The organism is Roseburia sp. AF42-8, assembly GCF_003435965.1.
GTDB classification, from domain to species: domain Bacteria; phylum Bacillota; class Clostridia; order Lachnospirales; family Lachnospiraceae; genus Roseburia_C; species Roseburia_C amylophila.
The window spans coordinates 1-20,997 of sequence record NZ_QTVB01000001.1 but is presented as its reverse complement, the minus strand read 5'-3'; the positions used below and the strand labels follow the sequence as shown (position 1 = coordinate 20,997).

The window sequence follows — 20,997 nt, the reverse complement described above, 5'->3', positions numbered from 1 at the left end:
TTACTACTGAATTACTTTATATAATTCATCCGTCTTCGGTGGTTCTAAAAATCTGCGTTCGTCCTCATTCATAAGCACGCGGTCATTTCCCGCAGTTGCTTTTCCGATTACCGTTGCTTCAATACCATTTTCCTTTAATCTTCTGATCAGCTCATTTCCATCAGCTGCTGCCATCAGCATACAGCCGCTGGATATCAGTTCATAGGGATTGATATGGAAAAACTCACAGACTTCTACTGTCTCCTGCCGAAGCGGAATCTTCTTTAAGTCGATTTCCAGTCCGACGCCGGATGCTTCTGCCATCTCCCAGAGTGCTCCAAATATTCCGCCCTCTGTTACATCATGCATTGCTCCCACGCCAGACTTCACGGCGGTGGCGGCCTCCGGCATTACAGATAAATACCGGTCAAGTGCCTGTGCCTGTTCTACAAAATGCCTGGAAAAATGAGTACAGAGTTCTTCTTCCTTTTCATGGGCAATAATAGCTGTTCCCTCTAAGCCAATCCACTTAGTGGCAATGATGTCCATGCCCGGTTTTGCTCCTCCGGTAGAAATGAGTCCGTTCTTCTTTACCTTCCCTACACCGCATACAGTAACCAGTGGCTGATTTACCACCCTGGTAATCTCGGTATGTCCGCCCATAATCTGAACGGACACCGCCGCGGCAGCCTCTTCCAGCTCCTGCATCAGTTGTTTCAAAAGACTTTCTTCCGTGTGCTCCGGCAGCAATATGGTTAACATAACTCCAATTGGTTCTGCTCCGGCACTTGCCAGGTCATTAGTAGTAATGAGAATTGCCAGCTTTCCGATTTCATGGATTGTTCCTGTAATCGGATCCGTAGACATTACAAACATCTCATCCGGGGCAAGGGTAAGGGCAGCACAGTCTTCTCCCACGCCTGCACCTAACACAACTTCCTTTCTCTTCGTATGCAATTGTCTGATTACGGAGCGTTTTAATACGCTTTCCGGCACTTTTCCTATCTTCATAGATTCTTCTTCCCATTTTTACAGCATAAGGCTGTCTCATAGCCGAGGCAGCCTTTCTTGCTTCTTATTTACGCGGATGGCGATAAAAATCGCATGCCTGCATCATCTTTCACCGTTTTACTGGGTGGTTGCAGCTCCATCTCCGGTTCCTGTATCCGGTGTCGTCGGTGTTGTTGGTGTTGTTGGTGTTGTTGGTGTAGTCGGTGTCGTCGGTGTTGTTGGTGCGGCAGGTGCATCAGCCGGTGGCTCTACTCCACCGGAAGCCGCCTGTTGCTGCTGCTGCGCTGCAGCTTCTGCCGCTCTTGCTGCTACCGCATCTGAGCACCAGGTTGCTGCTGCAGAACGGATAACTGCTTCATCCTGCGTTGCAATCGCTGCATTCATTGCTCCAATTGCCTCTTCATTATCAGAGCCCATACCAACAGAAATAATTCTAGGTGTTGCTTTATATTTACTGGTATTAAATACCTCTCTGCTTTCTTCTACGCCATCTACGGTAACAATCTTCCAGAGTTTTGCCGATTTACCGATGTGTGCTTTCTGAACGGTTACAGTTCCAATCGGGTCTTCGGTAGTCTGCACCTGAATAGTCGGCTCTTCTTCACTGACCGTTTCACTGACAAAGCTTACCTGACGGTCAGCCGGTCTTGTCTCCTGACCAAATACGTTGAAATATACAATACCGCCACTGCAGTATCCTTCAATATAAATCGGAGCCTCCTGATTATTCTTAAATTTCAAATCCTTTAAATTGCTGGCAATCGCTGCATCCATAGATGGCTGTACATATGTTACCAGCATGGAATGTGCATAACGCTCGGTAATATCCAGTTCTGCACGGATAACCGCATTATAAAGCGTTGTGGAAACCTGACATACCCCACCACCATAAGATTCTACGGTTGTACCATTCTCATATGCGCCTGCCAGTTCATATCCACCGGAAGCGTCCAGTGGTGCAATAGCTTCATACACAGAAAATTCCTCTCCCGGGTAAAGTACGGTTCCATCGATTTTACTTACTGCATTTTTTACATTTGCCACACGACCGGCAGAAGAATCACTGAAGTCGGTAGAGAAAGAGCCCAGTAAATCCTTTACCTTTGAAAGTTCTTCTGCAGTTCCTTCCGGCTCTACCACATTTGCTACCAGACTGATGGCTGCGTCTCCGCCCTTCCATTCTTCAGTAAAATATTTCTGTAAACTTTCTACAGAAGCATCCTCATCTACTTCGATACCTTCCTGGCCGTCGATGATTTTAAATTCACCATCCTCACGTGTAAGACCATTGTTGACCGCTTCCTGATTCAGCTCTTTGGCATGATTTTCCAGAAAACTTTTTGTGGTGTCTGTATCTACGGTATATATAATATCAAATACTTTATTTTCCTTTTCCAGATCTTTCTTCGCTTTGTAACGCTCCAGAAGATTTCCCGTACGGGTATAATTCATTGCTTCTTTTACGATATCCTTATTGCTCCAGCTCAATCCCAGATCAGAAGGGCTTGCCTTTACACTGTTTTCTGCAGCGGACAGTTCAAAGGTCGCATCCTCATAAGCAGATACTGCTGCTTCTACAGCTGCCTCTGCATCTGATTCACTCATTCCGCCTACAGACACATCCCCGATATATACGTTCTGTGGAATCACTTCTGCATTTTCATCCGCTTTCACAATTGCGGTTGCTGATACACCCGCTGTTACTGCAAGTACCAGTCCCAGAATCGGAAGCACTAATTTTATTTTTTTCATATTCTTCCTCTCAATCTCTTAAACCCTCAAGACATTTTAAAGCTTTTTATTCACCAGATTACACTGTGAAAGTTTTGCTAACACTCATTTTATCATATAACTTTGCATTTTCAAGCGTCATAACTACTAATATATTTGACAGAAATACGCGATTTCTGTATATTATGACATGATGAATGCATAAAAAATTCTATGAAAAAATAGTGATGCAAAGGGATAATACCATTGCTGCAACGAGAATAATTGCGATAAATCCTGCGAAATATTTTTTCCCTTTTGAATTTTTAAAATTAATCATTTCATTCACCTCATATTTATTTTTATACTACTATACTTTCGAAAGGAGCAAACTATGTTTCCTATCATACTCATATGCTTTATCATTTTTGTTGTTTTTCTAAACTCCAGAAAGCGTCAGATTACCAAACAGGAACAGGAAATTACCGAGCAGTTCTGGGCCCGTGAAAATAAAGCCAACGCCACCCGCCGCCGCAGTCTTGACAACCTTCCTTATATTACTATTCCGGAAGAACTGCTGACTCCCCCGGCACAGGCATCTGAAGATGTCCTCACCCTTTATGAAACACTTCGTCAGCTGTCTGCTAAAAAAATCGTTAATCTGAATGGCAAAACCAATACCGATTTAAAATTAGCTTACGGTGCCGCCAGCCTTGCAGCTCTGACCGAGTTTGATGAAAATTATAATACTTTAATCTGTACCATTGCAAAACTTGGCAAACTGCTCTGCGACCAGTCTGAAGAAAAAGCCGCCATCGATATTCTGCTCTTTGGCATCCGCTGCGGCAGCGATATTACAGATAATTATACGTTGTTAGTTCCTCTTTTAAAAGAAACAAACGACTGCAGTTCACTGACCGAAGTATATCAGAAGCTTGCCACACTGCCGGAAGGCTCCAGAAAACGTATCAAAGAAAAACTTTCCTAATCTTTCGGGCATCTTCCATACTGTGAAATCAACTTATCCATAAGACGCGATGCTTCGCTTCTGGTCAGTTGTTCCCAGACAATGTCAAGTTCTATTTTATGATAATCCGCCAGTTCCTTCAAGTGAATTTTTTGAATTTTCGTTGCGGGAGTCTGGCGTTTTGTTTTATAAATCAAATCTTTCGGTTCAAATACTTCTGGATTTGTTTCTCCATATGTCTTTTGTAAATACTGATAAAGTTCATGGGTTGCCAGTGCATCATAGATTGCCCGGTGCTCCCGCTCCCGCTCGATATCAAGGTAATCGCAGAGACATTCCAAAGACTTTTTTTCCGGACGCAGCATACATTTGCGTGCTGCTTTCAACGTATCTACTGCTTTTTTTTCAAACGGCACTTTCTCATTGACTGCCTGCTGCTTTAAGAAGCTATAGTCAAATATGATATTGTGTCCCACCAGAATATCATCTCCGATAAATTCTGCTGTCTTATGAAATGCTGCTGCCGGACTTAAGCCTTCCTTTACCATCTCATCGGTAATTCCGGTAAGTTCTGTTATCTCCTGCGTAATTTTCCTGCCGGGATTCACAAAAATGTCCATGGTATCCGTCACTTCGCTATTTCTTATTTTTGCCGCTCCCACCTCAAGGATGGCATCATTTTTCGGATGAAGTCCCGTCATTTCAAGGTCAATTACTGTATAATCCTGTGGTATCATTTCCGCTTATCCTCTGCTTTGCACAAATCCTGTAAGAAACATTCGCTGCACTTTGGTCCTCTTGCAAAACAGATATTTCTTCCGAATGTTATAATCTGGATGTTATATAAAATCCAGTGATCCTTCGGTAATACTTTCATCAGATCATATTCTACTTTTACCGGATCATCCTCTTTTGTAAATCCAAGGCGTTTGGAAATACGTTTTACATGGGTATCTACTACGATACTTGGGTCATGGTAAATATTTCCCCGGATGACATTTGCAGTCTTTCGTCCAACTCCTGCAAGGGAAGTAAGTTCTTCCAATGTAGACGGAACTTCTCCATGATATTCCTGAACCAGCGTCCTCGCACAGGATATGATATTCTTCGCCTTATTGTGATAAAATCCGGTGGAACGGATGTCCTCCTCTAATTCCGCCAGATCTGCATTGGCAAATTTCTCCAAGGTGTCATATTTTTTAAACAATGTTTCTGTCACAATATTTACCCTGGCATCGGTACACTGCGCACTTAAGATTACTGCTATCAGAAGCTGCCAAGGTGTCTCGTGATTCAGATAACAGATGTATTCGGTACCATAGGTTTCATCTAATCTTTTTAATATTTCTGCCGTCCTTTTTGTCACTTTGTCTCTCCCTCCCACTGAATTATCGTAACTTCCGCCTGATTCGTCAGAGGATTTCTGTTTTCATAATCAAATTTCAGATAGTATGGTTCGCATTTTCTGCCAAATGCATCTTCTTCGAAGCTATAGTCAAAGCACTCGATATGTGCAAGGCTTCCCTTCGGGCAATATGCTCTTGTCACATCTTTCCACTGCGCATAATCCTTTGCCCATTTCGGACGGCTCTTGGCATTTTCCCTACTGTAAATATCATAAGTTGCCGCCTGATAGAACACTTCCATGTCAGCCACCCCAAGGCTTTCTACATATTCTAAGAGAATCTCGCTTCGCCGCATTCTGGTATGGCTCATGGCAAGGTAGCCATGTTCCTCATAGAAATGTCCCAGATTTTCAAACATACGATAAGCACTTTCGTGTATCGTCTCTAGCAGCCGGATGCTCACCGGAAACTGTGTGCTGTTATAATATACCTCAAGCATTTCTTCCGCCAGCTTTATGTTACAGATATCTTCATAGGAAAGCCACTTCGTCCGAAGCACCTCATAAGGTGGTTTTGCCCGGTATACTGCCTCATACTCTTCTGCATGTTCATACATATAAGAGCCTTTTAAAACCTTTAAGAAACCAAGCTGCAGCTGCTCCGGTTTCCATTCATAAATATCATCAAAGGAATGGGTAAATGTTTCATAATCTTCAAAAGGCAGTCCTGCGATTAAATCCAGGTGCTGATGAATGTTTCCTGCCTTCTGGACTTTTTTCATCATCTGGTGCACATCTTTTAAATCCATATGGCGGTGGATTTCCCGGATTGTTTCATCATGGGTGGACTGTACCCCGATTTCCAACTGTATCAGGCCCGGACGCATCTTTGCAATTAAGTCTGCTTCCTCATCCGTCAGCAAATCCGCTGCAATTTCAAAATGAAAATTCGTGATTCCATTATCATGTTCTAAAATATACTGCCAGATTGCCATGGCATGCTTTTTGTCACAATTAAAAGTACGGTCAACAAATTTAACCTGTTTTACCTTCTGGTCTAAGAAAAACTGTAACTCTCTTTTTACGATTTCCACATCCCGGAACCGAAGTATCTTCTCTACCGAGGACAGGCAATAGCTGCAACGGAACGGACAGCCCCTGCTGGATTCATAATAGATAATCCGGTGGGAAAAATCCTCCGACAAATCATAGCAGAAGGGAATCGTATTCATATCAAGAATTTCCTGTGGCACATGAATCTGCACATTTCCAGCTTCATCAAAAAGGGCTATGCCCTTCATCTCCTCCAAACTGCCTTCTTCCTTCACATAATACCTGCAAAGCTCCGAGAAAGTTTTCTCCCCTTCGCCGATTATGACACCGGTAATAAACGGATGCTCTTTTAAGAACGCCTCCACTTCATAGGAAACCTCCGGGCCTCCTACCCAGATTGGAACCTTGGGACAAAGTTTATGAAATTCCTCTGCCACTTCTAAAATAATGGAAATGTTCCAGATATAGCAGGAAAAGCAGATTACATCCGGCTTTTTCAGATAAATCTCCCTTAAAATATATTCTGTCCGGTTATTAATGGTGTATTCTGCCAGTACTATATTTTCTTTTAATTCTCTGGCATATGCCCGCAGGCTGTAAACCGCAAGATTCGAATGAATATACTTTGCATTTACTGCCGTGAGTAATATTTTCTTCATGATTTCTTCCTCTTTTATTTCTATTCTGGGAAATTCATATTGGCAACATATCGTTCCTCAAAGTCCGCCTGTTCTGCAAGATTGATTGATTCACATTTTCTTATCATTTCTTCCGTGCGGCTCCTGTTTTCTTCCGAACTTCCATAGGCGATACAGCCCTGCAGAGATGTATTTCCGACTGCTTTTGTACACTTCTCTAATTCCGCCGGAAGCAGTCCAATGCCTGCTGCTATATGCACATCCAGATATACCCCAAAGCCTCCTGCCAAATATACTTTTTTTATCTCTCCCATGGAAATGCCTGCCTGCTCTAACAGTAATTCGATTCCGCTGTGAATTGCCGCTTTGGCAAGCTGCACCTCTCTGATATCCTGCTGGGTAAAAGTAATCTGTCTTCCATCCTTCATCCGTGCCAGCGGAAACCCTTCTTCCCTGTATTTTTCCTTCATCTGACCGGATGCATCTATGATATGATTTTCATAAAGTCCTGCCACCAGCTCTAACACGCCGGTTCCACAGATTCCCGTTGCCGGTGCGTTTCCAATCGTTCCGATAATTGCCCGCTCTCCAATGACACGCACCTTGCTGATTGCTCCGGTCACACTGGCAACACCGCATGAAATATTGCCACCTTCTAACGCCGGTCCTGCCGGTGCCGAGGTGGCAATCATCTTATCCTCTAATGCCAGCACCATTTCTCCATTCGTTCCCAAATCCAAAAGCAGGGATGGCTTTTCTTCTCCATCCATTCCGCACGCCAGCATGCCAGCTGCAATATCTGCACCCACAAATGCTGAAATTCCAGGCAGTAACGTCACCGGCATATCCGAAAGACTGTCCTTTCGTTCTGCGAGACTGACCGGAGTAAACGGCGCCTTACCAAGTCCCTCACAGGAATCTCCCATATAAAGATGTTCCATAGTGGTATTTCCTGCGATATAAATATGCTCCATTACAATATCTTTCTGTTTCTTCTGTATCTCTTCTGACAGGCTAAAAATATCCTGCCGGATTAATGTCTTTAATTTTTCACCCGCTCCAGCTACAGATGCCTTAATTCTGCTTAATACATCCTGTCCAAATATACGCTGGCTGTTGCCGCAGCCTGCTGTAGCAAGCACCGCTCCCGTCTCCTTATCTACCAGCGCCGCTGCTATGGTAGTCGTTCCAATATCCACTGCAAGAAATGCTTTCCTCGTTTGTCGTTTTGCTTCCCGTGCCCTGTCTTCTGTTATATTTATTTTTTCTACTCCTGCAATCTGGGTTAATTCTTCTCTTCCTTCTTCCCAGCCAAAGGCGGAAATTATAATATCTTCTTCCGGTTTCGGATAGCGTTTACAGGAATTCACCCATGCACCGTCTATCTCTACTTTACATTTCCCACAGGTGCCGTTTCCACCACATGCCATAGGAACCTTATAATCTTTCCGAAGCAGTGCCTGTGCGATGCTTTCTCCCGGCTGCATAATAATGTCCTGATGTAGTTGTCCAATTCGAAGTTTCAGCATTGTGGTCACTGCCTCCTTTCCTTGTGGCTATTATACCCCCCGCCCTTGCTACTTAACAAGGGGAAAATACAAATACCGCCGGCAGCTGTGCTCCCAACGCAGCTGCGGCGGTATTTTCACGCCCTTATATTTATAATATAAACCTTATTATTACATCTACTCCGCCAACCAGAAGAAGAATTCCTCCAATCAGATATACCTTTGTCTTCTGTTCATAGCCGAAATGATATCCAACATAAGCACCACCGACTACACAGACAACAGTAAGTATGATTCCAACCAGTATTAATGACAGTAGCTTGTTCCCAGAAAGCCAAATGCTGCACCGGTCAGGAATGTATAAAATGATGTTACAGCACAAATCCGTACGAATTTATGTACGCCAAGGTTCTCTTCCCGGCGTTCATCAATCCGGTCATTCTTCCAGGCTTTAATCAAAAGCCGGATTCCCAGACACAGGAATACTGCCACTGAGATCACTTCACCTAATATAACCTGTGATTCTTTAATATCATATTTACACAGGAGGTCGGCTCCAAGATTTCCAAGATATAAAACAATTACCTGCCATACGGATACCAGTAATGTCACCAGCACAAGCTGTTTGGTACGAATCCTAGCTAACATTGCTCCCTGACATTCTACTGAAGCAAATACATCCATGGAAAGTCCGCATACAATTATTAATGTTTCTATCCAGTTCATCTTCCGTCCTCCTTTCTCTTAAAATTATTATACTTAATCCTCTGCCTTAATGGAAGCAGTTTCCCAAATAAATTTTACATTTCCTTTGACACCATCTGCTGTCCTGGTAAATGTGTTATATTCATTTCCGGCATCCAGTACTGCATCTACTTTATCCAAGAGTTCTTTCAAATCTCCGTTGTAAGCATCCGCAAGTTTCTCAATTGCCTGCTCATCAAACTGTGCCATTCCATCTGCCAGTGTCTCAGAGCCATCCTCTAACTGGTCTACACCATTTATCAGAAGGTCTGTTGCACTCTTTAAAGAAGTCATTCCTGCATTCAGTTTGTCATTATTTGCAACTAAGGTATTTGCTCCGTCTGCCAGCTGTTTTGCACCATTGGTCAAATCTGTAATTCCCTGTGAAAGTGCGCCATTTACAGAGCTGTCTAATGTATTAACACCTGCTACAATTCCATCGTCACCATTCAGGCCTGCATCTAAGGATGCTGCTCCAGTCTTTAAGGTTGCAAGCTGTGTATCATCAAACTGTGCAAGTCCTGCCTGTACCTGAGCCAGTGCCTGTGCACCACCTGTAGTTCCAAGCTTGGTTGCAACTGCTGAAATATTCTGTAACTGGGCTGCATAAGCTGTGCTTAAGCTATTGAAATCAACCGCACTGCCTGCCTGGGTAGTTACTGCTAAAAGTGTTGCATTGGTTGTATCATCCAGCACATAAATATTAGCATCTGCATTAACCGCCTGTAATCCGCCACCGGTTGCTGCTACTACCTGTGAATAGGCACCGTTTAATGTAGTTCCCGGGGTCTGTAACTGCTGTAATACTGCAAGGTAATTTACTGCTGCCTTAGTATAATCATTCAAAGCGGAAGCAAATGCTGCCTGTGCGTCCGCTGAAGATGCATAAGCATCCATTCCTGCAAGACTGCCATTTACAGTAGATTTCAAGGTTCCGATTCCATCTACCAGCTGGGCAACTCCACCATTAATCTGTGTTGCACCGGCTCCTGCCTGCTGCACACCAGTCTTTAATGCAGATACACCACTTGTCAGTGCCGGAGCACTTTCTGCAAGCTTTGCAATGCCGGAGTTTAAGGTATTTGCACCATCTGCTACTGCAGATGCACCAGAAGTATAATCTTTCACACCAGACTGTGCTGTTCCAACACCAGCTTTAAATTCTCCAAGACTGCTCTGTAATGTTTTCAGTCCGTCGGATAACTCGCTGCTGCCATCTACCAACTGGTCAGATGCGTCAGTCATCTCATCTATTGTATCGGATAATACAGATAAGTCAATATCTCCATTTACATTCATTTCAGAAAGAAGGTTGCTGGATGCCATGGATACTGTCATGTCCAGTGAGAAATCTTCTACATCTGCAGTTACTTCTACATAATCCGGGAACTGGACATCATCACCAAGGTCAGCATCATCAATACCAAGGCTTTCTTTTAAACCTGGCATTGTGATTCCTACCACAATATTGTTTTTTCCATCAGAAATTACTTTTCCATTGGTAACTTCTACATTCGTGAAGTTATCATTTAATACCATTCCGGTTACAACAGAGAACGGAACATAGACATCTGTGGATTTGCCATCGATAGTCTTTGTTGTCTTCTCATTATTGGTAAATTCAAAACGCATGGTAACTTTTCCGCTCTTTCCGGCTAAATCCTTTGGAGCAATTTCTTTTCCATCCAGATAGTAAGTAATTTTCTGGGTAATCGGAGCTTCTTTATCCGTAGTACCCTGATAGAAGATATCATTTCCCTGTGCATCCCAGGTTACTTTATCTCCATCCTGTTTGAAGGTCTCATCGCCTTTTACATTCTTGATATCCTTTAAATCAGATGCGTCCTCCAAAGTATCTGCATTCTCTTTATTCTTTAACCAGTCGCTTACGATGGTTTTATTTACGGTACCATCTGCATCTGCAATCATATATACTGTTTCATCTTTTCCGGTTTCTTCTGTTTCCTTATCAGAATTCAGAAGATTTCCCAGCTGGTCTTTTAATTCAGACTTGGTTTCTTCTGCGTCTGCATCTTCTGTGTCTGTTTCCTCTGTAGAAGTTTCTTTTTCCGTAGTCTCTTCTGATACACTTTCTGTAGATGGCTTTGCTGCATTTACCTGCCATACGCCATAACTGGTTCCAAGCATTGCCACCATCAGCACGCCTGCGATTACACGAATCGCATATTTATTTTTGAATTTATTCTTTAATTCTGAAAATTTCATTGTTATGTCCTCCTTCTTAATCTATACCGTTTTGTTCTTGTTGCGGAAACCAGCACTGGTTACGCAGATTACTTTATCAAATATCATAAACAATGAAGGTAGTACAAAGATTACAACCAACATACTAATCAGTGCACCTCTTGCCATCAATGTACATAAGGAACTAATCATATCGATATCAGAATAAAGTCCTACACCAAAGGTTGCTGCAAAGAAACTTAATGCGGATACGATAATGGACTGGATGGAGCTCTGCAAGGCACTTGTAATTGCTTCCTTCTTCCCGGCTCCCTTATATCTTGCTTTCTTATATTTATTGGTCATCAGGATTGCATAGTCAACCGTTGCACCCAGCTGAATGGTTCCGATTACGATGGATGCGATAAACGGAAGCTGTGTACCGGTGTATGCCGGAATACCCATGTTGATAAAGATTGCAAAGTAAATTGCAGCTACCAGGATAATCGGCAGTGATATAGATTTAAATACAACTGCGATGATTACGAAAATTGCTCCGATAGATACTGCACTTACGACTTTGAAGTCATGGTCTGTCGTGGTAATCAGATCCTGCGTACATGGTGCTTCACCAATTAACATGCCATTTTCATCATAGTTCTTAATAATGCCGCTGATGGCATCACACTGTGCATTTACTTCATCTGATGCTACTTTATACTCGGAAGTAATCAGCAGCAGTTCATAATTTTCATTTTCCAGCTCGCCACGGATAGAATCCGGGATGACATCTCTTGGAATTGCCGGTCCGACGATTGCATCCAGACCAAGTGTTGCCTTTACACCATCCACATCATCGATTTCATCAATCATCTTCGATATGGTCTTTGGCTCTAAGCTGCTGTCTACTAAAACAATGTGGGTAGCACCCATATCAAAATTTTCTTCCAGCTTGTTATTTGCCGCAATACTTTCCAGTGAATCCGGCAATGTACCGGCCAGATCATAATATACGTTCGTATTGTTATAACCCCAGATTGCAGGTCCTAAGATTACCAGGAATAAAATAATAAATATGTAATAATGGCTGGTAATCCAGTTTGCGATATTTCCAAGGTCCGGTAAGATAACACGATGCTTCGTTTTCTCAATCGCCTTATCAAATACCAGAATCAGGGATGGAAGGATGGTTACGCAGGCGATTACACCGAAGATAACGCCCTTAGCCATTACCACACCAAGGTCAAGTCCCAAGGTAAAACTCATGAAGCATAATGCAATAAATCCGGCTACTGTAGTAATGGAACTTCCGACTACAGAAGTAATGGTATTTGAAATTGCATGTGCCATGGCACGATTCTTATCTCCCGGAAACCGTTCCTGATTCTCCTGATAACTGTGCCACAGAAAAATGGAGTAGTCCATGGTAACACCAAGCTGTAAGACTGCCGCCAACGCCTGCGTTACATAGGAAATTTCCCCTTTTATTACGTTACTTCCCAGATTATATACAATTGCCATTCCGATACTTAATAAGAAGAACAGTGGAATAATTGCGGAATCCATGGTCAGGGAAAGTACCAGAACAGATAACAGTACTGCAATCAATACATAAAACGGAACCTCTTTGTTGGTCAGATCCTTAATGTCTGTTACAACTGCTGACATACCACTTAAGTAACACTGTTTTGTTGTGATTCCACGAATCTCTTCAATGGCATCCATTGTCTCATCTGCTGACATGGAAGTATCAAACAAAACCGCCATCAGCGTGCTGTCCGATTCATCATTGTTGAATATGTCATAAATTTCATCCGGCAATACGTCCATTGGTACGGATAAGTCTGCCAGTGAATCATACCATATAACAGATTTAACATGGTCTACATCTGCAATCTGTTCCCGAAGGGTGGAGATATCTTTATCTTCCATACCTTCAATGACACATAGGGAAAATGCTCCTGTACCGAACTCATCTACCAGAATATCCTGTCCTTTCATGGACTCTAATTCATCTGGCAGATAGGAAAGGATATCATAGTTAACCCTTGTGTTAAAGTAACCAAATGCTGCTGGAATCAGTAAAGCAAAACTGATAATAAGTATCAGGACTCTATGCTTTACGACGCCCTTTCCAAATTTAATCATCTCTTTACCATCTCTTTCTTTTTCATGTTTTTCTAGGTAAGAGTATAAAAAAAAGACTGCATCCGAACATATGCAATCTTTTTTGGCTGTATCAATCCAATATACAAATTGTTGAATCTGTAACAGTTGCTATACATATCTGCCAATTTGTATATTAATTATCGCCTATAATATCTGCGATAGAATTGCGGATCATATAATTATAAATATCCGACATCTCTTTTGCAGGCATAGACATTCCACTTTTTATCCAGGTAATTACCAGAAAACATAAGGACTGGGCATGATACCGGGCAATCCGCTCTTTTGTAAGCCATGGCGACGGAATCTTCTTATCCAGATTCTTCTCTTCCAATACTTCTATCAGTGTTCCCGTAATGCATTCCTTTACAATATCTTCAAAAGAGTTCTGTCCCTCTAAGCGGCTTGCTTTGGTATAGAAATCTTTTTCTTTTTCAATACCAGCAAATATAATAATTAACGCCTGATCAATCATTCCATTCTGAATCAACGGCTTTACCGGCTCTAATAATTCAGTCCGGATAATCCACTCTAACAGTTCATACTTATCCTGAAAATGATTATAAAAGGTCGGACGGATAACTCCCGCTTTATCAGTTATCTCCTTGATTGTAATCTTTTCTATAGGTTGCTTGATTGTCAGCTCTTTTAGGCTCTCCGCAAGCAGTGTATCGATTGCGTTCCTTCCCTGATTCGTCATAACTTCCTCTCATCTTCCTATCAAACAGCCGTCTAAACGACCAGTCGCACTATGGTGATACTTCTTGCTTCCTTATCATTCTTAAGGTCTATGATTTCTCCTGTATCACAGACTTTTACAATCGGGCGAAGCACAAATCCCTGATAATTATGCTTTACTACTGCCATTCTGCCATCAGAAAGCTCCACTTCACAGCCTGCCGGATAGACAGCCACCCAGCGTAAAAATACTTCCACCAGCTTCGGATCAAACTCCGAACCGTTCATTGCCATTATATATTCAATGACATCTGCCGGTGGCATCGGATCACGGTATGGCCGTTTTGAAATCATGGCATCATACACATCTGCCAGTTTGATAATTCTTCCATAAATACTGATTTCATCACCGGATTTTCGCATCGGATAACCTTCGCCATTATAGCATTCATGATGTTCTAATACACCAAGATATACTTCCGGTGCGAAATCAAAATTATCCCTCAGGAACTCATATCCTAACTTCGGATGCTGTAATACGATTCTTCTTTCATCCTCGGTCAGTGCACGACGTGCATTTAATATATCTATCTCTAAGAATTTCTTTCCGATATCATGAAGTAATGCAGCGGTAGTAAGAATGCGGAGCTCATACTCATCCATTCCATAATGTGCTCCGATTACTGCGGATAAAATTCCCACATTTACAGAATGAAAATAAGTATAATCATCATAATTCTTAAGGCTCATCATGTTATACATTACTTCTTCATTTTCCAGAAGACTGTCCACCACCTGCATGACAGCTTCCCGGATCTGCCATTCCTGTTCACTGACATCTTCCTCTTCCATGCGGTCAACAAACAGATGATGTACTATTTCCAGGCTCTTTGAGTGAATAGACGGCTTAATTACTTCGGCAATCTCTATTTCTTCGGAAAACTTATCATCAATATAAAGACCCGGATAACCCATCTTATCCAGATTCTCTATCTGTTCCTGATTCAAAATCTGATGTCTGCCTAAAAGCATGACTCCCTGACCGTCTAATATGTCCTGAGCCAGTGCCATTCCGGCTTCCACCTTTTTTATTGGTAGATAACGCATCTAAATTGCTCCTCTTTGTCTTTTGTTACCCCACACGCCTATTCTATAACATTTTATCTGCGATTACAACTTTTTTACTCATCAAATTCTACCGTCACAAAAAAGCCCTTCGGTGTTTCCTTTACGTCCACTACCGTCCCTTCGGTAGACTTCAGACGTTCCCGGAAGGTATAATTTGCTGACATTGCAAATGCATTTCCAAGTGTATAGTAATAGGAAGTCGGCAGCTTACTCTCTGTCACCGGTAACACATCCCCTACTTCCAGTAACCCAGTTCTCTCCATTTTAAACTCCATCTGCCGCATTGATAATACGCCTCCTGATTATGCTTCTAAATTATTCATTTTCTTCTGAATCTTCTTCTACTGCTTCTACATCAATGGCTTCTGCCGCCTGTTTTGCCGCTTTGACAGCACCTGCCACACGATATACTACAAACAAATCACTCAGTCCGTCATAAATCAGTGCAATTCCTACGATTACCATAGCAATCTGTACCATCTCGATGGCTTTCCAGATTAACAATACGCCGAATGCGAAATTAAGAATTGTAATCAAAAGCAGGATTCCCCATGCTGTGTCACCATTCTGCTTTGCTTCGATAGTCATCCGTAAGTCTTCCAGACCATGCATCAGCAATACGACTCCGATTACTACCGGGAATATCTTTGCAAAGTTCAATGGCTGTACCAGAATCCATACCCCCAAAATAACCAGTGCAATTCCGGTTGCCAGTCCCAGCCTGCTTTCCAGTTTATTTCTCATATAAGAAATAATATGTCCGATTCCCATCACGCATAAAATAGCTGCTAAAATATAGCAAAGTACCTTTGTTACCTGTGTCGGCCATATCATAAGAATAACTCCCAGTGTCACACAAAGAATAGCGGATAATATAACATCTGCTTTGATTCTCTTTAATGTTTCCTTCATAATAAATACGCTCCTTCCACTTGTTTTTTTATTTCATTTCTTTCCTTTATTTTGCAGTAATATCTGCATAGCTGCTCCGGTTACTGCTGCCAAGTCTGCCGGAGACAACGCCATGGATGTGCCGATTCTTCCGCCACTGATATAGATTTTATCAAACTGTTCCATACTTTTATCTAAAATGGTCGGGAACTGTTTCTTCATTCCAAGGGGGCTGCAGCCGCCTCTTACATAACCGGTAATCTTTGTAATATCTTTTACATGAATCATTTCTACGGATTTCTCGCCGGCCGCTCTTGCTGCCGCCTTTAAATCCACCTCTTCTGCAATCTGTACCACAAAGACATAATATGCCTTGCTTTTTCCCTGCATGACCAGTGTCTTATACGTCTGCTCCACCGGTGCTCCGGTAAGCTCTGCCGTATGCAGTCCGTCAATAAATTCATCACATTCATAATTTAAGATTTCATATGCCACTTTATGCCGGTCTAAAATCCGCATGGCATTAGTCTTTACTTCTTTCCCCATTGTTTTATGCTCCTTTTGGGTTCTTTACTTTTTTGAAAGTCTCTGTTTTAACAACTACAGCTTCCGTATCGGAAACTTTTTGCATGTTACTCATCCGCTCCATTCACATAGGTTTCTAAAAAAGAATGTTTTACCCCATCTTTCTTATAAGCGATAATGGTACTTAAATTTACATTTTCCACACTGCGGAAGATATTATTTTCCACATATGGATTCACTTCTTTTAATCTGGCAATCAGCTGTTTGATTTCCATCCGTTTTGATACGGTACGTCCATCCGGGTCACAGGTGGTACAGGTATCGGTAAAATGGCAGGCACACTGAATAAAATGCAAATCGTTATAATCTCTCCAGTGCTTAATGTCATCCTCCCGGATCAAATACATTGGACGAATCAGTTCCATTCCTTCAAAATTCGTGCTGTGAAGCTTCGGCATCATGGTCTGTACCTGTGCACCATAGAGCATTCCCATTAAAATAGTCTCAATGACATCATCATAATGATGTCCCAGTGCAATCTTATTACAGCCTAATTCCTTTGCCTTACTATATAAATAACCGCGGCGCATTCTCGCACACAGATAGCACGGAGAATTTTCAATCTCATATACCGCATCAAAAATCTGTGTTTCAAATACCGTAATCGGAATCTGCATCAGCTCTGCATTCCGTTCAATCACTTTACGGTTCATCTCACTGTATCCCGGATCCATCACTAAGAATACCAGTTCAAATTGGAATTTATTATGCCGCTGCAATTCCTGAAAGAGCTTTGCCATCAGCATGGAGTCTTTACCACCGGAAATACATACTGCCACTTTGTCTCCCGGCTGCAACAGTTCGTATTCATTGATTGCTTTTGCGAATTTACTAAAGATTGCTTTATGAAATTTCTTGCGGATGCTCTTCTCAATTTCCTGACAGCGTTCCTCTTTCTCTGATGTTTTCTTCTGGAAACTGTCCAGCAGATATGCGCCATAGCCGCCCTCTAAGCTGACTGCATCAAAACCTTCTTCCCTTAGTCTTTCCGCTGCTCCGATACTGTTGATTCCTTTGGCACAAAATAGTATCAGACGCTTGTCTGCCGATAGTTCCTCTTTTCTCAAAAGAATCTCCTGCTCCGGCAGATTGACTGCTCCCCTGATACTTCCATAGCGGAAGGCATCCTCATTTCTGATATCGATTAACTGGTATTCCCCAGTCTTATATTCTTTTAATTGTGCCAGATTAATCTCAGTATCTGCCATGCTTCCGCTCCTTACTTTCAATTTTTCTCTTATTTTATACTAGGCGTTTTCTTTTATCAATACCTTCTGTTTCCATTTTCCGCTCCGCCACCGTAAAATCATTCCCACTGCCCGGACACATTCATCCATTGCCATACCGATATATGCTCCACAAACCAGCAATCCAAGATGAATTCCGAAGAAATAAGTTCCCCCCACCGCACACAGGTACATGAATATCGCAGCAATTACTGTAGTAAATGCTGCATCGCCGCTGGTCTTTAAAGCATTTCCGTATACCAGATTAGTCACCCGTCCAATTTCAAGGACAATATCGATTGCCAGCAGCTTTCCAACCAGAGATACCATCTGTGGGTCATCCGTAAACATCCGTATCAGCCAGTGGGACGATAATGCAAAGATGCTCTCCAGTATCGTCGCAACAATTACGCCTACAACTGCTGCTTTTCTGGTTCCTTTATCACAGGCTTCATAATCCTGTGCACCTATCCGCCAGCCGACCATAATTGCATTTGCCTGGGCTAACGCTGCACCTACGCAGTAAGAAAAATTTGTAATCTGCATGGCATAGGAACGGGCTGTTACGTTCATTCCATTGGCATCCATCTGATTTAAGAAACGGATAATCAAAGTCATTGCCACATTATATAGTGCTGTTTCCAAGGCAGAAGGCAGTCCGATCTTGACAATCTGTCCGAATACCACACGGTTCTTAAGCCTCTCCTTCTTCTCCTTCGCATGAATATAATAATGTCCGAAGCAGATTACCAGGCCAAGATTCAATACCCTTGAAATTACTGTTGCTGCAGCAACTCCTGCTACTCCATAGTGGAACCCAAAAAGGAATACTGCATTTAAGATAAAATTTAAAATGTTGGCAGATACCGTTGCCACAAGAGGCTGTCTGGTATATCCAAACGCTCTTAAGTAGCTGGAGAAAATCGGAATCAGTGCGTTTAAAATGCATCCGCCTCCCACAATCCTAAGATATGTTTTTGCATACTCCATCAGAGAATCTGCCACACCAACCGCTGATAATATCATTCCTGACTGGAAGAACAAAAATACCGCAAGAATTGCTCCTACAATGGCGTTAAATAACATGCCAAGCTGTCTTGCCTGATATGCAATCCCCTCTTTTCCGGCACCGATATACTGCGTCATAACCGCAATCATTCCGGCTGAAATAACAGAAAACATAATGATAAAAATACCTATATAGGTATTGGCTGTTCCAACAGCACCGACTGCTGCATCTCCCACAGATGAAAGCATCAGTGTATCCACCATGCCGGAAAGCATATAACATAATGTTTCCAGGCAGATTGGTACAAACAATTGTCCAAGAGTTTTCTTTTGTTCCACGTTTTGTCCTCTTTCTTTTCTTTCAATAGTTCTTTACATTTTATAATTTATCTTTTTGAATGGCGTCTGTGTAGTCTGCCAAGACGGGATACTACTAACAGCCCCGATAAGCATCCCTGCTTTGGCAGACTACACAAACGTTTATCTAAATAGCAAATACTAAATAGCAAGCTGCAAATAATAATAAAATCAATAGCTATGCGCAATTACAAGAAAATCCTGCGGACGCAAATGTAACAAACTTACATTTATTTTTGGTCTGCAGGATTTTATTTTACTGCGCTATCTGACTTTTATGCTACCGGCTGTTCAGACTGTTTATCATTCATTACCAGCTTCAGCAGAATCGGGGTAATCAATGTTGTCACGATTACTACCAGTACGATTGGTGCGAAGAATCTATCATCTAACATGCCGCACTGATATCCCTTCTGGGCAACAATTAACGCAACCTCACCACGGGAAATCATTCCGACACCAATCTGTAATGCTTCTTTATTTGTATAGCGGCAGAACTTTGCGCCCAGTCCGCATCCAACCACCTTGGTCAGTAAAGCAATAACTAAAAGGATAATGGTAAATCCTATCATAGAACCTGTCATTCCGTCTAAAGAGGTCTTAATACCGATACTTGCGAAGAATACCGGTGAGAAGAATAAGTAAGACGGGAAGTTGATTCTGTCTTTTACATATTCACCATTCTTCATGCTGCAAAGCATCAGTCCTGCAAAATATGCCCCTGTAATATCTGCAATGCCGAAGAATTTTTCCGATACATAGGATAACAGGAAGCAGAATGCCAGTGCAAATACAGTAACACGTCTTTTCTGACCTTCGCTTTCAATTAATGGTTTGCATTTTGATACCAGGAAGAATAAGATTCCGATTACAATAAAGTAAAGAACGATCTTAACCATAACAGTAACCGGATTTACGCTGGTATCCTTTAAGCTCGTTACAATGGTAAGTACAATAATTCCAAGAATATCGTCAATAACAGCTGCGCCAAGAATGGTTGTTCCGACTCTTCCCTTTAAACGTCCCAGTTCACGCAATGTTTCTACTGTAATACTCACAGATGTTGCTGTCAGCACAACCCCGATAAAGACAGATTTCAATACCTCCTGATAATCTGCAAAATCTGTATGGAAATATAATGCATACCCTAAAAATCCACCAATCAGTGGAACAATAACTCCGATTAAAGCAACGATAAAGGATGCCAATGCATTTGCCTTGATTTCTTTCAGATCAGTCTCCAGTCCTGCGGAGAACATCAGGAAAATAACTCCGATTTCAGCTGTAATTTCAAGGTATACTCCGTTGGTTCCATCCAGTGTGATAAGTTTTAATACAGATGGTCCTAAAATAATACCGGCTGCCAGTGCTCCTACTACTGCCGGCATATGCACTTTTCGTGAGAAAAGTCCTAATACTTTTGTTGAAATTAAAATAATTGCTAAAAAAAGCAGAAATTCATAAGATTCCATAATATGACCTCTTTCCTTTCTTCTCTTGTTTTTTCTTTTTACATTCTCCTAAACCCGGAACTATGTTAACTCTTTTTGTTGGTAATAGCAATATATTTTTTCTTTTTTTTGTTACTTAATATTTATATATTTTCCAGATTTTTTTGTTACTTTTTCACAATTAAAAAATCAGTCCTTCTTTTTAGCATGAAAAAAACAGCCCTTCCGGACTGTTTTTTCGAGGAGTTTAGTTATGTTTTTTCTTTTTTTTGTTACTTAATATTTATATATTTTCCAGATTTTTTTGTTACTTTTTCACAATTAAAAAATCAGTCCTTCTTTTTAGCATGAAAAAAACAGCCCTT

General features: G+C 41.8%; 18 protein-coding genes. 1 reads left to right on the top strand and 17 read right to left on the bottom strand.

What is annotated here, in order from left to right:
* Positions 1 to 3: 3 nt before the first annotated feature.
* Positions 4 to 990: an AIR synthase family protein gene (locus tag DW059_RS00090; protein WP_117696609.1), complete on the bottom strand. Its 987-nt coding sequence runs from the start codon at positions 988 to 990 to the stop codon at positions 4 to 6.
* A 117-nt stretch (positions 991 to 1,107) separates the two neighbouring features.
* Complete coding sequence (locus DW059_RS00085) at positions 1,108 to 2,742, bottom strand: VanW family protein (protein WP_117696605.1); 1,635 nt, start codon at positions 2,740 to 2,742, stop codon at positions 1,108 to 1,110.
* A 352-nt stretch (positions 2,743 to 3,094) separates the two neighbouring features.
* On the opposite strand from DW059_RS00085, the gene DW059_RS00080 reads away from it, so the two are divergent.
* Positions 3,095 to 3,688, top strand: coding sequence for a hypothetical protein (locus DW059_RS00080; protein WP_117696602.1), 594 nt, complete (start codon positions 3,095 to 3,097; stop codon positions 3,686 to 3,688).
* Here DW059_RS00080 and DW059_RS00075 read toward each other — a convergent pair.
* From DW059_RS00075 to DW059_RS00005, 15 genes are all read right to left on the bottom strand, one after another.
* A complete protein-coding gene (locus DW059_RS00075) occupies positions 3,685 to 4,404 on the bottom strand; it encodes a 3'-5' exonuclease (RefSeq protein WP_117696599.1) in 720 nt (239 codons plus the stop codon). The genes DW059_RS00080 and DW059_RS00075 overlap by 4 nt on opposite strands.
* Positions 4,401 to 5,033 (bottom strand): endonuclease III, encoded by a 633-nt coding sequence (gene nth, locus DW059_RS00070; protein WP_117696597.1) that lies wholly within the window; start codon positions 5,031 to 5,033, stop codon positions 4,401 to 4,403. The genes DW059_RS00075 and nth overlap by 4 nt, the downstream gene beginning before the upstream one ends.
* Positions 5,030 to 6,724 carry a B12-binding domain-containing radical SAM protein gene (locus DW059_RS00065; protein WP_117696594.1) on the bottom strand — a complete coding sequence of 565 codons (1,695 nt, stop codon included), beginning with the start codon at positions 6,722 to 6,724 and terminating at the stop codon, positions 5,030 to 5,032. The genes nth and DW059_RS00065 overlap by 4 nt, the downstream gene beginning before the upstream one ends.
* A 20-nt stretch (positions 6,725 to 6,744) precedes the next feature.
* Positions 6,745 to 8,232, bottom strand: a complete 1,488-nt coding sequence (locus DW059_RS00060) for an ASKHA domain-containing protein (protein WP_117696591.1) — start codon at positions 8,230 to 8,232, stop codon at positions 6,745 to 6,747.
* A gap of 285 nt (positions 8,233 to 8,517) precedes the next feature.
* Positions 8,518 to 8,937 carry a manganese efflux pump gene (locus DW059_RS00055; RefSeq protein ID WP_117696588.1) on the bottom strand — a complete coding sequence of 140 codons (420 nt, stop codon included), beginning with the start codon at positions 8,935 to 8,937 and terminating at the stop codon, positions 8,518 to 8,520.
* Between the two features lie 33 nt (positions 8,938 to 8,970).
* Complete coding sequence (locus DW059_RS00050) at positions 8,971 to 11,181, bottom strand: hypothetical protein (protein ID WP_117696586.1); 2,211 nt, start codon at positions 11,179 to 11,181, stop codon at positions 8,971 to 8,973.
* A 21-nt stretch (positions 11,182 to 11,202) separates the two neighbouring features.
* On the bottom strand, positions 11,203 to 13,287 hold the full coding sequence (locus DW059_RS00045) for an efflux RND transporter permease subunit (protein WP_117696583.1): 2,085 nt from the start codon (positions 13,285 to 13,287) through the stop codon (positions 11,203 to 11,205).
* A 154-nt stretch (positions 13,288 to 13,441) separates the two neighbouring features.
* On the bottom strand, positions 13,442 to 14,008 hold the full coding sequence (locus DW059_RS00040; protein ID WP_022242980.1) for a TetR/AcrR family transcriptional regulator C-terminal domain-containing protein: 567 nt from the start codon (positions 14,006 to 14,008) through the stop codon (positions 13,442 to 13,444).
* A 32-nt stretch (positions 14,009 to 14,040) separates the two neighbouring features.
* Positions 14,041 to 15,093, bottom strand: a complete 1,053-nt coding sequence (locus tag DW059_RS00035) for an HD-GYP domain-containing protein (protein ID WP_117696580.1) — start codon at positions 15,091 to 15,093, stop codon at positions 14,041 to 14,043.
* Between the two features lie 74 nt (positions 15,094 to 15,167).
* On the bottom strand, positions 15,168 to 15,398 hold the full coding sequence (locus tag DW059_RS00030; protein ID WP_022242978.1) for a hypothetical protein: 231 nt from the start codon (positions 15,396 to 15,398) through the stop codon (positions 15,168 to 15,170).
* Between the two features lie 31 nt (positions 15,399 to 15,429).
* Entirely contained in the window at positions 15,430 to 16,026 is a 597-nt protein-coding gene (locus DW059_RS00025; protein ID WP_117696577.1) for an HdeD family acid-resistance protein, read from the bottom strand.
* A 33-nt stretch (positions 16,027 to 16,059) separates the two neighbouring features.
* Positions 16,060 to 16,551, bottom strand: coding sequence for a Cys-tRNA(Pro) deacylase (gene ybaK, locus DW059_RS00020; protein WP_117696575.1), 492 nt, complete (start codon positions 16,549 to 16,551; stop codon positions 16,060 to 16,062).
* Positions 16,552 to 16,637: 86 nt separating this feature from the next.
* A complete protein-coding gene (locus DW059_RS00015) occupies positions 16,638 to 17,798 on the bottom strand; it encodes an ATP-binding protein (protein WP_117696573.1) in 1,161 nt (386 codons plus the stop codon).
* 39 nt (positions 17,799 to 17,837) lie between these two features.
* Entirely contained in the window at positions 17,838 to 19,163 is a 1,326-nt protein-coding gene (locus tag DW059_RS00010) for an MATE family efflux transporter (protein ID WP_117696570.1), read from the bottom strand.
* Between the two features lie 293 nt (positions 19,164 to 19,456).
* Complete coding sequence (locus DW059_RS00005) at positions 19,457 to 20,653, bottom strand: cation:proton antiporter (RefSeq protein ID WP_117696568.1); 1,197 nt, start codon at positions 20,651 to 20,653, stop codon at positions 19,457 to 19,459.
* Between the last annotated feature and the right edge of the window lie 344 nt (positions 20,654 to 20,997).

What these genes read in the sequence shown, in the direction of transcription:
- DW059_RS00090 (WP_117696609.1), bottom strand. Translation starts at nt 990, where the DNA reads ATGAAGATAGGAAAAGTGCCGGAAAGCGTATTAAAACGCTCCGTAATC.
- DW059_RS00085 (WP_117696605.1), bottom strand. Translation starts at nt 2,742, where the DNA reads ATGAAAAAAATAAAATTAGTGCTTCCGATTCTGGGACTGGTACTTGCA.
- DW059_RS00080 (WP_117696602.1), top strand. Translation starts at nt 3,095, where the DNA reads ATGTTTCCTATCATACTCATATGCTTTATCATTTTTGTTGTTTTTCTA.
- DW059_RS00075 (WP_117696599.1), bottom strand. Translation starts at nt 4,404, where the DNA reads ATGATACCACAGGATTATACAGTAATTGACCTTGAAATGACGGGACTT.
- DW059_RS00065 (WP_117696594.1), bottom strand. Translation starts at nt 6,724, where the DNA reads ATGAAGAAAATATTACTCACGGCAGTAAATGCAAAGTATATTCATTCG.
- DW059_RS00060 (WP_117696591.1), bottom strand. Translation starts at nt 8,232, where the DNA reads ATGCTGAAACTTCGAATTGGACAACTACATCAGGACATTATTATGCAG.
- DW059_RS00055 (WP_117696588.1), bottom strand. Translation starts at nt 8,937, where the DNA reads ATGAACTGGATAGAAACATTAATAATTGTATGCGGACTTTCCATGGAT.
- DW059_RS00050 (WP_117696586.1), bottom strand. Translation starts at nt 11,181, where the DNA reads ATGAAATTTTCAGAATTAAAGAATAAATTCAAAAATAAATATGCGATT.
- DW059_RS00045 (WP_117696583.1), bottom strand. Translation starts at nt 13,287, where the DNA reads ATGATTAAATTTGGAAAGGGCGTCGTAAAGCATAGAGTCCTGATACTT.
- DW059_RS00040 (WP_022242980.1), bottom strand. Translation starts at nt 14,008, where the DNA reads ATGACGAATCAGGGAAGGAACGCAATCGATACACTGCTTGCGGAGAGC.
- DW059_RS00035 (WP_117696580.1), bottom strand. Translation starts at nt 15,093, where the DNA reads ATGCGTTATCTACCAATAAAAAAGGTGGAAGCCGGAATGGCACTGGCT.
- DW059_RS00030 (WP_022242978.1), bottom strand. Translation starts at nt 15,398, where the DNA reads ATGCGGCAGATGGAGTTTAAAATGGAGAGAACTGGGTTACTGGAAGTA.
- DW059_RS00025 (WP_117696577.1), bottom strand. Translation starts at nt 16,026, where the DNA reads ATGAAGGAAACATTAAAGAGAATCAAAGCAGATGTTATATTATCCGCT.
- ybaK (WP_117696575.1), bottom strand. Translation starts at nt 16,551, where the DNA reads ATGGGGAAAGAAGTAAAGACTAATGCCATGCGGATTTTAGACCGGCAT.
- DW059_RS00015 (WP_117696573.1), bottom strand. Translation starts at nt 17,798, where the DNA reads ATGGCAGATACTGAGATTAATCTGGCACAATTAAAAGAATATAAGACT.
- DW059_RS00005 (WP_117696568.1), bottom strand. Translation starts at nt 20,653, where the DNA reads ATGGAATCTTATGAATTTCTGCTTTTTTTAGCAATTATTTTAATTTCA.